5 protein-coding genes are annotated in these 12,551 nt (G+C 41.7%); all 5 read right to left on the bottom strand.

Going from position 1 to position 12,551, the window contains the following annotated elements:
- Positions 1-78: 78 nt before the first annotated feature.
- Positions 79-9,135: an SspB-related isopeptide-forming adhesin gene (locus HMPREF0833_RS06455; RefSeq protein ID WP_041818379.1), complete on the bottom strand. Its 9,057-nt coding sequence runs from the start codon at positions 9,133-9,135 to the stop codon at positions 79-81.
- A 238-nt stretch (positions 9,136-9,373) separates the two neighbouring features.
- Complete coding sequence (locus tag HMPREF0833_RS06460) at positions 9,374-9,871, bottom strand: beta-class carbonic anhydrase (RefSeq protein WP_013904250.1); 498 nt, start codon at positions 9,869-9,871, stop codon at positions 9,374-9,376.
- A gap of 99 nt (positions 9,872-9,970) precedes the next feature.
- The gene (radA, locus tag HMPREF0833_RS06465) at positions 9,971-11,308 is read right to left on the bottom strand and encodes a DNA repair protein RadA (protein WP_257000682.1); all 1,338 of its coding nucleotides are present in this window, start codon (positions 11,306-11,308) and stop codon (positions 9,971-9,973) included.
- Between the two features lie 37 nt (positions 11,309-11,345).
- Positions 11,346-11,885: a histidine phosphatase family protein gene (locus tag HMPREF0833_RS06470; protein ID WP_013904252.1), complete on the bottom strand. Its 540-nt coding sequence runs from the start codon at positions 11,883-11,885 to the stop codon at positions 11,346-11,348.
- Between the two features lies 1 nt (position 11,886).
- Positions 11,887-12,330, bottom strand: a complete 444-nt coding sequence (locus HMPREF0833_RS06475) for a dUTP diphosphatase (RefSeq protein WP_115276793.1) — start codon at positions 12,328-12,330, stop codon at positions 11,887-11,889.
- Between the last annotated feature and the right edge of the window lie 221 nt (positions 12,331-12,551).

The following is a 12,551-nucleotide window of genomic DNA, read 5'->3' on the forward strand; positions in this document are numbered from 1 at the left end:
GCTCTCTCAAGCAAAGCCTCTTCATTTTTGAACTAAAATGGTCACCTCATCAACAAATTTGTCGATGCCACCTCCATTTTAGTCTTCGCGTTTTTTACGTTTTGCAAGTCCCGCAAGTCCGACCATACCAAGTGCCGCACCTAACAATGCAGCAGACGCTGATTGCTCTTCACCAGTTTCAGGAAGTGCTGGAGCTGGAGGAGTTGTAGGTGTTGGTGGTGTTGGCGGTGTTGGTGGTGTTGGCGGTGTTGGCGGTGTTGGTGGTGTTGGCGGTGTTGGCGGTGTTGGCGGTGTTGGTGGTGTTGGCGGTGTTGGCGGAATAACAGTGTTATTAAACTCTGTATCTTCTGGCAACTTAGTAGTAGCTACTAATACCTTACCTGCTTTATTTACCACGATACCAACAGTTGCAACCATCTTATCGTATACAACACTAGAATCAGTGCCACGGATTTCTTCTACATGATAGATATAGGTACCTTCTTCTCCACGTTTGAATTCAAGAGCGGTTACTTCTTTTCCTTCTTTATTGGTATATTTAATTGGAGTGAATTTGATGTTTCCGTTAGCATCATTTGTTACTGTCGTAACCACAACACCATCTTTGTCTTTAAGCACGAAGCTGAATTCGTTAGCTTTAAGCTCACGGCCTTCCAAGCGTTTAGTGAAGTTGAATTCCACTTCAACTGGTACGTTGTTTACACGTTTTTCAGTTGGTTTGCTTGGTTTTTCAACTTTCTTAGTTGTTGGGTTGTAGTAGTTTACTACTTGAGCCGCAGTGTTTTCGATATCTACACCACCAGGTACATCAGCTTTCACTGTTGTTGGGATGTCGAACTTGTAGTAACGTCCAAAGGCGAACTTAGTTGTATCGATAACTTGTGTGTTGTCTGCGTCGCCAAGTGACTTAGTGAAGCCATCTTTAAGGGTTGCAGTGATCACACCGTTGTTCACAGTGATATCGAATTTATCTGTTACTTCTGCGCCTGTTACTGAATCGTAAGCTTTGATCTTAGTAGAATCAAGTTCCAATTTAGCTTCATCGTAGTCATCTGAGATTCCTACTGATTGGATGTTGTCCTTGTTAGCTGCGTCAAATTTAGTTGTATCCAACCATACTTGGTAAACCAACTTGTCGCCACGGTTCACAGTCTTAGTGTTCAAGTTTTCTTTTTCGTTGTTTGATGCATCGTCCGCATATGGGTCCGCATTGGTATCTGCGTACTTGTCTGCCAACTCTTTATCATCATCAACGAGCTTGTCACCTGTGATATCGTATTTCTCTTTAGAAACAACGTATTTCTCTGGTTGGAACTTAGGTTCTTCTGGAGGAGTCACACGGTTGTTAAACTCTTTATCCGCAATTTCGCCAACAGTCGCGATCAGAACTTTAGCTGTTCCGTCGTGTTTCACTGTGACTGTCACATTCGCTTTCATAGTGTCGTATGTAACGGTTGCGTCGCTTCCTTTAACTTCTTCTACTGTGTAGTTGTGTACGCCTTCTTGACCCTTCTTGAATTCAAGAGCTTTGAACTTAACGTTACCAGCCGCATCATTGCTTACAGTTTCAAGAGTATTACCTTCTGAATCTTTAAGAACGAAGCTGAATTCGTTAGCTTTCAGTTCACGACCTTCCAAGCGTTTAGTGAAGTTGAATTCCACTTCAACTGGTACGTTGTTTACACGTTTTTCAGTTGGTTTGCTTGGTTTTTCAACTTTCTTAGTTGTTGGGTTGTAGTAGTTTACTACTTGAGCCGCAGTGTTTTCGATATCTACACCACCAGGTACATCAGCTTTCACTGTTGTTGGGATGTCGAACTTGTAGTAACGTCCGAATTCGAATTTAGTTGTGTCGATGACTTGTGTGTTTTCAGCATCCCCAAGTGACTTCGTGAAGCCATCTTTAAGGGTTGCAGTGATCACACCGTTGTTGACAGTGATATCGAATTTATCAGTTACTTCTGCGCCTGTTACTGAATCGTAAGCTTTGATCTTAGTAGAATCAAGTTCCAATTTAGCTTCATCGTAGTCATCTGAGATTCCTACTGATTGGATATTGTCCTTGTTAGCTGCGTCAAATTTAGTTGTATCCAACCATACTTGGTAAACCAACTTGTCGCCACGGTTCACAGTCTTAGTGTTCAAGTTTTCTTTTTCGTTGTTTGATGCATCGTCCGCATATGGGTCCGCATTGGTATCTGCGTACTTGTCTGCCAACTCTTTATCATCATCAACGAGCTTGTCACCTGTGATATCGTATTTCTCTTTAGAAACAACGTATTTCTCTGGTTGGAACTTAGGTTCTTCTGGAGGAGTCACACGGTTGTTAAACTCTTTATCCGCAATTTCGCCAACAGTCGCGATCAGAACTTTAGCTGTTCCGTCGTGTTTCACTGTGACTGTCACATTCGCTTTCATAGTATCGTATGTAACGGTTGCGTCGCTTCCTTTAACTTCTTCTACTGTGTAGTTGTGTACGCCTTCTTGACCCTTCTTGAATTCAAGAGCTTTGAACTTAACGTTACCAGCCGCATCATTACTTACAGTTTCAAGAGTATTACCTTCTGAATCTTTAAGAACGAAGCTGAATTCGTTAGCTTTCAGTTCACGACCTTCCAAGCGTTTAGTGAAGTTGAATTCCACTTCAACTGGTACGTTGTTTACACGTTTTTCAGTTGGTTTGCTTGGTTTTTCAACTTTCTTAGTTGTTGGGTTGTAGTAGTTTACTACTTGAGCCGCAGTGTTTTCGATATCTACACCACCAGGTACATCAGCTTTCACTGTTGTTGGGATGTCGAACTTGTAGTAACGTCCAAAGGCGAACTTAGTTGTATCGATAACTTGTGTGTTGTCTGCGTCGCCAAGTGACTTAGTGAAGCCATCTTTAAGGGTTGCAGTGATCACACCGTTGTTCACAGTGATATCGAATTTATCTGTTACTTCTGCGCCTGTTACTGAATCGTAAGCTTTGATCTTAGTAGAATCAAGTTCCAATTTAGCTTCATCGTAGTCATCTGAGATTCCTACTGATTGGATATTGTCCTTGTTAGCTGCGTCGAATTTAGTTGTATCCAACCATACTTGGTAAACTAATTTTGATCCACGTTCAACAGTCTTAGTGTTTAAGTTTTCCACTTCATTATTGATGGTATTGTCCGCATATGGGTCCGCATTGGTATCTGCGTACTTGTCTGCTAACTCTTTATCATCATCAACGAGCTTGTCACCTGTGATATCGTATTTCTCTTTAGAAACAACATATTTCTCTGGTTGGAACTTAGGTTCTTCTGGAGGACGAACTGTGTTATTGAATTCTTTATCAGCTGGTTCTGTCACGTTTGTGATTAAGGCTTTGGCTGTACCATCATGAGAAACAGTAACAGTTACAACAGCAGCCATTGTGTCGTAATCGACAGTTGCGTCTGTACCCTTAACCTCTGTTACAGTGTACTTGTAAGTACCTTCTTGACCCTTCTTGTATTTAAGGGCAGTAACCGTTTCACCAGCTTTATTTGTGTAATCTACTGGGGCAAACTTGATCTTACCAGCTGCATCGTTGGTTGCAGTTGCAATCACAACATTGTCGCTGTCTTTCAACTCGAATGTGAATTCGCCAGCTTTCAGATCACGGCCTTCCAATTTCTTAGTGAAGTTGAATTCTACTGAGATTGGAACACTGTTGACACGTTTTTCAGTTGGTTTGTTTGGTTTTTCAACAGTCTTGCTTACTGGGTTGTAGTAGTTAACAACTTGTGCTGCCTTGTTTTCGATATCTGCACCAGCTACGACATCGTCTTTCACTGTTGCTGGGATATCAAATTTATAGTAGCGTCCAAATTCAAACTTAGTCGTATCAATGATTTGAGTATTTTCAGCGTCTCCAAGTGACTTAGTGAAGCCATCCTTAAGGTTCGCTGTCAGAACACCATTGTTATCAGAGATATCGAATTTAGTCGTAACGTCTGCACCAGTAACTGAATCGTAAACCTTGATATCTGAAGCATTAACAGTCAATTTATCCTTGTCGTAGTTATCTGTGATTCCTACTGTTTGGATATTGTCTTTGTTGTTTGCGTCAAATTTAGTTGTATCCAACCATACTTGGTAGTAAAGTTTTTGACCACGTTCAACTGGTTTCGTATTCAAGTTTTCATCTTCGTTGTTGGCAGTTGTATCGACATATGGGTTTGTATTTGTTTCACCATATTTATCTGTCAATTCAGAATCGTCATCAACGAGCTTCGTACCTGTGATATCGAATTTCGCTTTAGAAACAACGTATTTCTCTGGTTGGAACTTAGGTTCTGTTGGTGGAGTGACACGGTTGTTGAACTCTTTATCAGCAGGTTCTGTCACGTTTGTGATCAAGGCTTTGGCAGTACCATCATGACTTACTTTAACAGTTACCACTGCAGCCATTGTATCGTAAGTGACAGTTGAATCTGTACCCTTAACCTCTGTTACAGTGTAAGTGTACGTACCTTCTTGACCCTTCTGGTATTTAAGGGCAGTGACAGTTTTACCAGCTTTGTTTGTGTAATCAACTGGAGTGAACTTGAAGTTACCGTCTGCGTCGTTGGTTGCAGTCGCAATCACAACATTGTCGCTATCTTTCAACTCGAATGTGAATTCGTTAGCTTTAAGAGCACGACCTTCCAATTTCTTAGTGAAGTTAAATTCTACTGAGATTGGAACATTGTTGACACGTTTTTCAGTTGGTTTTTCAGGTTTTTCAACTTTCTTACTAGTTGGGTTGTAATAGTTTACAACTTGAGCCGCAGTATTTTCGATATCTGCACCAGCTACCACATCGTCTTTCACTGTTGTTGGGATATCAAATTTATAGTAACGTCCGAATTCGAATTTAGTTGTGTCGATGACTTGTGTGTTTTCTGCATCGCCAAGTGACTTCGTGAAGCCAGCTTTCAAGTTAGCAGTGATCACACCGTTGTTGACAGCGATATCGAATTTATCAGTTACTTCTGCACCTGTTACAGAGTCATAAGCTTTGATGTCAGCTGCATTAAGATTTAATTTAGCTTCATCATAGTTATCTGAGATACCAACTGTTTGGATGTTGTCCTTGTTAGCTGCGTCAAATTTAGTTGTATCCAACCATACTTGGTAAACCAATTTAGAACCACGTTCAACAGTCTTAGTATTCAAGTTTTCTGCTTCGTTGTTTGATGCATCGTCCGCATATGGGTTCGCATTTGTATCTGCGTACTTGTCTGCCAACTCTCTATCATCGTCAACGAGCTTGTCACCAGTGATATCGTATTTCTCTTTAGAAACAACATATTTCTCTGGTTGGAACTTAGGTTCTTCTGGAGGTGTTACACGGTTGTTAAATTCTTTATCAGCTGCATCTGTTACGTTGGCAACGATTGCTTTAGCTGTACCATCGTGTGAAACAACCACTTTAACAGTAGCAACCATTGTGTCGTATTTGACAGTTGCATCTGTACCAGGAGTTTCTTCTACTGTGTAGTTGTAAGTCTTACCAAGATCATCACGACCAAATTCAAGAGTCTTGAAGACAATCTTACCAGCAGCGTCATTCTTCACGCGTTCAACTTCAACGCCGTCTTTCTTCAATACGAATTCGAATTCCTTGGCTTGAAGTTCACGACCTTCCAAACGTTTCGTGAAGTTCATTTCCACTGGAACTGGAACGCTGTTGACACGTTTTTGTGTTGGTTTTTCAGGTTTTTCAACTGTCTTGCTTACTGGGTTGTAAACGTGAACTGTTTGGTTGGCTGTATTTTCAATATCAGCACCAGCTTTAACAGATTCTTTCACAGTTGCTGGAATATCAAATTTATAGTAACGTCCAAATTCGAACTTAGTTGTGTCGATAACAGGAGCATTGACTTTATCTTTGATAAATTCATCTTTAGAAGTTGCAGTGATTGTACCATTTTCAACTTTGATGTCGAATTTATTGGTTACTTCTGCACCAGTTACTGAATCGTATGCTTTGATGTCAGCTGCATTGACGTCCAATTTATCAGCGTCGTATGTATCAGATACACCAACGTATTGGATGTTGTTTGCTTCAGTGAATTTAGTCGTATCAAGCCATACTTGGTAAACCAATTTAGAACCACGTTTAACTGTCTTCGTATTCAAGTTTTCTGGTTCGTTGTTGTTCGTCTTGTCTACATATGGATCTGCATTTGTTTCAGTGTACTCATTTGTCAACTCATCGTCGTCATCCATCAACTTCTTACCAGTGATGTCATATTTCTCTTTAGAAACGACAAATTTTTCTGGTTGGAATTCTGGAGTTTCTGGTGGAGTGACTTTGTTGTTGAATTCTTTATCTGCAGTACCATCAGTAGCGTTACCGTTGGCATCTTTACCACCTGTTGATGTCACGTTTGTAACAGTTGTCAATGAATGACCGTTCTTCGCAACTTCAACAGTCACTGTAGCCTTCATTTGGTCGTAAGTCATTCCGAATTCTTTGTTTTCAGGAATAACTTCTTCTACAGTATAAGTGTGAGTACCAACTTTAGTATTGTCGAATGACAATTCTGAGAAGGTAACATTACCGTCAGCATCATTCTTAACTGTTTCAACAACGGCACCATTCGCATCTTTCAATACGAAGCTAAATTCACCATCTTTAAGAGTACGACCTGCAAGAGCTTTCGTAAAGTCGAACTTGGTCTTAACAGGAGCTACAACGTAGTTGTTAAAGACTTTGTCATCTGCGCTTGAAGCAAAACCGCCAGTACCACTGTATTTAACAGTTGCTTGTAAATCACCATGAGCATCTTTTGTAACCTTTACAGTCATAGTTACTTCCATAGCATCATAGTCGACATCCTTGTCTCTGCCAGCTAATTCAGTGATAGTATATGTATAAGTACCTTCTTTTGTATATGACAATTCAGAGAAGGTTGCCTTACCATCTTTATTTGTAACAGTTTCTTCCACACCAGGTGAAGATGAGTTTTCCTTAATCTTGAAGCTGAATTCACCATTTACAAGGACACGGCCTTCCAATTGTTTTTCTACTTCTGGTTTCACCTTGATAGTTTCTGTCTTATCGTAGTAATAAATTGGTTGTTCATACGGTGTCAAAGTGTTGAGCAAGTCAACGTTTGTACCGCTACCATAAACTCCACGTTCTAATTGAGCGTTAGTTATACCATATCCAATTCCATCTCCTAAGAATGGTACGAATACAGTATGATATGGTGTATATCCTGCAGATTTTTGGAAATCAAATGGAACTTCTTTACCGTTTGGATAGTTAGTTTTTGCTCCCGTTTTTGGATCAGTTACAGTATGTGCAATAGTGTAAAGAGGTGATTTTTTAACGACTAATTCCTGTGAATTCCATTCAGCTGGTTTAATCGGCTTAGTTTCTGCGATTAACATATAGCCATCGGTACTTAATGAACCATCAGAACGTTTGCTTTGTTGTCTTGGATCTAGCAAGTAAATACGAATAACGACTGAACCATCCTCTCCAACAACTTCTTTAATACGTTTAATACCATAACGGTCCGCATCCATAAACCTGGTACCAACCGTATACGGACGACTGACATATCCAGAAGTCGAATCTGGATTGGCAGTTTGATAGAGCTTGTAAGTTGTCTCTTTGGTAACATTATATCCGAGGCTTTCAGTTCTTTTAAACTGACGCTCTCCAGATGCTGTGAAGTTTTGACCTTCCATAGCTTTAAGAGTGTATGAAGCCAAGTTTACTTCATTGCCATTTTCTTTATAATCTTGAACAGTTTTATCTGTTTTATTGGCGTTAAATGTTGGGTTATTTTCATCAACTACTTTATAGTAAGTTGTTTTATTGATTGTTACTGGTATTTTAGCGTTTGAGTCAGTAATTGTACGACCATTATAAGCTGGTTCAACAGCATTTAAAATATCAGTTGTAACACGAGCGTTATAGACCGCAGTAAAAAGTGCTTGCTCTGCAGGTGTAAGTTGGTGTCCAGAAGCCACTAAATCTGTGATACTCTTTCCAACTTCATATCCATTTTGAATAAATGGTTGAGTTGCTCTACCTCTTCCAAAAGTACCTTCTTTATAATCTACTTGGAAAGTTAATTCACTATTAGACGCCGCTGTAGTAGTTGTAAATTTTTGAACACCACTAGAAGCGGTAATCGTTCTAGTCTCAACTACACTACCAGTATTTTTGTCGAGCAATTCAACAGTTGTATCGGTAGAGTCATCAAATCTCTTATAGGCACGCACATAATATTTTGTATTATAACGCTTATTGAATTCAGTTAAATCCCAAATAGCGTATGTATACCAATCTCCTTCTTTTCTCGCGTAACCAGCTGGTACAGTTTGAGAACTTACAGTTGCACCGTTCGGATCCGTCATGTCAGGTGTAGCAACTTCACCATCTTTTAGGTAAGTTGTTACAGTAAGCGGCTCGTTATTATGGTCTGTCAAAGCACGACGGTTACGACGGCTACGACTTGTTGCCAAAGCACCAGCATTCGCTGTTTCTGTTGAAGCAGCTGAAAGGGTTGTCGCAGAGGTAGTCGCTGTAGAATCCGCAACTGGTTTGTTTGCAGATGCATTTAAGGGTTGAACAGCTGGGTTGGCTGCAAGAGAAGTTGTTGCTGTCTCAGCCCCTTCAGAGGAAGAGGTTGCTTCAGTGGTTGCAGAGGTAGTCGCTTTTTCAGCCTTCGCCTCTGTTGAAGACTTCTTATCCTCAGATTTCTTATCTTCAGACTTCTTATCTTCAGACTTCTTATCTTCAGATTTTTTATCCTCAGTTTTCTTTTCTTCTTTTGACGCTTCTTCTGTCTTCTTTTCTTCTTCAGAAGCTTTGGATGTTTCGGTAGTTGCCTCAGCCTTTTCACTGGAAGACGTCGTAACTGGCTCAGAAGTTGCTACTAGCGCTGCAGGAGCTTCATAGCTTGAGCTCTCAGTAGTTGTCGTTTCAGCCACTTCTTCTGTCGATGATGCTGTTTCTGTTGCTGCTGTTTCTGTAGAAGATTCAGGCGTCGCTGTTACTTCCTCAGCAGATGCAGATGGAACACCCGCAACAAAAAGTGCTGTCCCTAGTAAAACTGAACAGACACCCACACTATACTTGCGCAAAGAAAAGCGCTGTCGTCTATTAAATATATCTTTCACTTATATCATTCTCCTTATTCATTTCATGGCAAAACCATACATAAATCATAGTATCAAAAAGGTAAAAAAGCTGTCAAACTAATGATCCAAAAGATTCCAAATCCTTCGCCTTTTGCACAAATTAGCTAGTATTCCTGAAATCCTTCAGCCTAAATATCATATTTTTCCCCAATCGTGCAATTTCTCAATCTAGAAAGCAACACTGTCCTGACGGGGAATGGAATAGCTTGTAGACTTTTTACAAATGTACCTGTTGAATCCATCCAGTATCCACATCATAAACTGCCCCTGAAATCACTACGTCATTTGGAATCAGTGGAGACCTTTTGAGGAGCAACATATCTTCACGGACACTCTCTTCAACATCTTGAAAAGGTAGGAAATCTTGATTCCCAACATCAACACCAAGTTCCTTCTTTAAATGCTGTCGAAAGGCTTCGTTTTCAAAGGTTTGAGCGCCACAATCTGTGTGGTGTAAGACTACGATTTCTCGGGTTCCCATCTGTTGCTGAGAGATGACCAGGGACCGGATCATATCCTCCGTTACGCGTCCACCAGCATTCCGTAAAATATGGGCATCTCCAAGAGCGAGACCAAGCGCTGGGGCAACGTGAAGACGAGAATCCATACAAGTCACAATCGCCACTTGCGTTTTCGGCTTGATAGGAAGATGAAGATCTCCGTGTAGTTCAACATAAGCTTGATTAGCTTTTAAAAAATTCTCAAAGTAGGACATGGCCACTTCCTTTCTGGAAAACAAAATATTTTGAATTCCAAATTATTTATACCCTATCTTACCATCTTTCCGTTAGCTTGTCAGCTGATTCTAATCTGCCTAGCCAAAAACCTTCTTCAAGACTTCACCAATGGTCGTCACCCCAATTACCTGAATCCCAGCTGGCGGGGTAATCCCCGTCAGAGAATTTTTCGGAACATAAATCTTGGTAAAACCAAGTTTAGCAGCTTCATTGATCCGTTGCTCGATCCGGTTGACCCGGCGGACTTCTCCAGTCAAGCCCAACTCTCCAACGAAACACTCTTGCGGGTTGGTTGGCTTGTCCTTGTAGCTGGAGGCAATGGCTACGGCCACGGCTAGGTCGATAGCTGGCTCATCCAATTTGACGCCACCTGCAGACTTAAGATAGGCATCCTGATTTTGGAGCAAGAGGCCTGCGCGTTTTTCTAACACCGCCATGATGAGACTGGCCCGATTGAAATCAAGCCCAGTTGTCGTCCGCTTGGCATTTCCAAACATGGTTGGCGTCACCAAGGCCTGCACTTCGGCTAGAATCGGACGTGTTCCCTCCATAGTAACTACGATAGAGGATCCAGTCGCGCCATCTAAACGCTCTTCTAGAAAGACCTGACTAGGATTGAGGACCTCGACCAGGCCACCTGATTGCATCTCAAAGATTCCGATCTCATTGGTCGAGCCAAAGCGGTTTTTGACGGCTCTCAGGATTCGGAAGGTGTGGTGGCGTTCGCCTTCAAAGTAGAGCACCGTATCCACCATATGCTCCAGCATCCGAGGCCCTGCCAAGGTTCCTTCCTTGGTCACATGACCGACGATAAAGATGGCAATGTTATTAGTCTTAGCCAACTGCATGAGCTCAGCTGTTACCTCTCGCACCTGAGAGACTGACCCCTGCACCCCTGAAATTTCAGGAGACATAATGGTCTGGATAGAGTCGATGATGAGAAAATCTGGCTGGATGCGCTCCACTTCTGCTCGCACGCTCTGCATATTGGTCTCAGCATAGAGGTAAAACTCACTGTCGATATCCCCTAAGCGCTCTGCTCGGAGTTTGATCTGCTGGGCCGACTCCTCCCCACTGACATAGAGGACCGTTCCCACTTGAGACAGTTGAGTCGAGACTTGAAGGAGCAGGGTCGATTTCCCAATCCCTGGATCTCCCCCGATGAGGACCAGACTTCCCGGCACCACACCTCCACCAAGGACGCGGTTAAATTCCTCCATCTCGGTCTTGGTCCGATGGACATTGATAGAGGTCACGTCCGCCAATTTCATGGGTTTGGTCTTTTCACCCGTCAAGGATACCCGTGCATTCTTGACCTCTGCGACCTCGACCTCCTCGAAAAAAGAAGACCAAGAACCACAGTTAGGACAGCGCCCTAGGTATTTGGGTGAATTATAGGCACAATTTTGACAAATAAATGTCGTTTTTTTCTTAGCGATGATAAACCTCTTTCTAAATCTCTATCTCACACTCAATCACTTGACAAAAATCAATCTTCTCATTTGGCACAAACTGGCGCATGAGCATTCCGTGAGTTACAATGATAATAGTTTTATAATTTTTATATTTTTCCAAAGCTCTTAAAAAACGATGGCGCATCTCTATATCAGTTTCATAGCGATAAGGAGAATCTTCAGATAAACCTCCTTGATGTTTTAGATAATATTCATGAGCTACCAATACACTAGTTAAATCAGAGTTAGTGCCATCTAAGTCTGGACGCCACTCATGAAAAAATGGCTCCACAAATAAGTCCAATCCTGTTTCAACTGCTATATAATGTGCTGTTTCTAAAGCCCTCGTCACAGACGATGAAATAATAATCTCTGCCTTTCCAAAACATGCAGTTTTAGCAACTTCTTTTGCCAGACTGCGACCTTTTTCTGTCAATGGTGCTAAATCACGACCAAAACCACTATAGAGTTGGGGATTTTCAAGTTTATCAAGCATACTATAATCTGGCTCCCCATGACGGACAAAGATAATCTTCATCTTAGTACCCTGTTGACCCAAATCCACCCGTCCGCACGCCGTCTGCTTCATCCCCATCTGCAATCAAGAAAGGAGCAAAGACAGCCTGAACTACACGTTCCCCAACTTCAAGGACGACTTCTTGGTCCGTAATATTTTTCATCTGAGCAAAGATATGGCCTTCATTCCCTGGATTGCCGTAGTAGTCTCCATCAATGACACCCACAGAGTTAATCAAGACCAGACCTTTTTTACGAGGGTTAGAGGAACGATCATAGAGATAGAGCACCTCGCCCGCTTGCATATAGGCCTTAACACCAGTCGGAACGAGGACGATTTCCCCAGGAGCAATCACCGTGCGTTCTGCCACTTTTAAGTCATAGCCGGCCGCATGCGCTGTCTCCCGCTTTGGCAGCAAGTCCAGATTAGTATAGGCTGATACAAGTTCAAATCCACGAATTTTTATCATCTTCATTTCCTTTCTTTCCACTAGAAAACTTAAAATATCTCGCCTCCTATTATACTACATCTGTAAGCAAAAAATACTGTAGTCTCACTTATATTATTCGCAAGACAGTCGAAAAAAGTTTAATTCCAATTTTTGGGTTCATCCTTTTACTCTGCCTGTAGATAATGGCGCGCCCCTGAGACAGAACCCTGCTTATCATGCGATTTTTATGTTTGCCA

Source organism: Streptococcus parasanguinis ATCC 15912, from assembly GCF_000164675.2.
GTDB lineage: Bacteria > Bacillota > Bacilli > Lactobacillales > Streptococcaceae > Streptococcus > Streptococcus parasanguinis.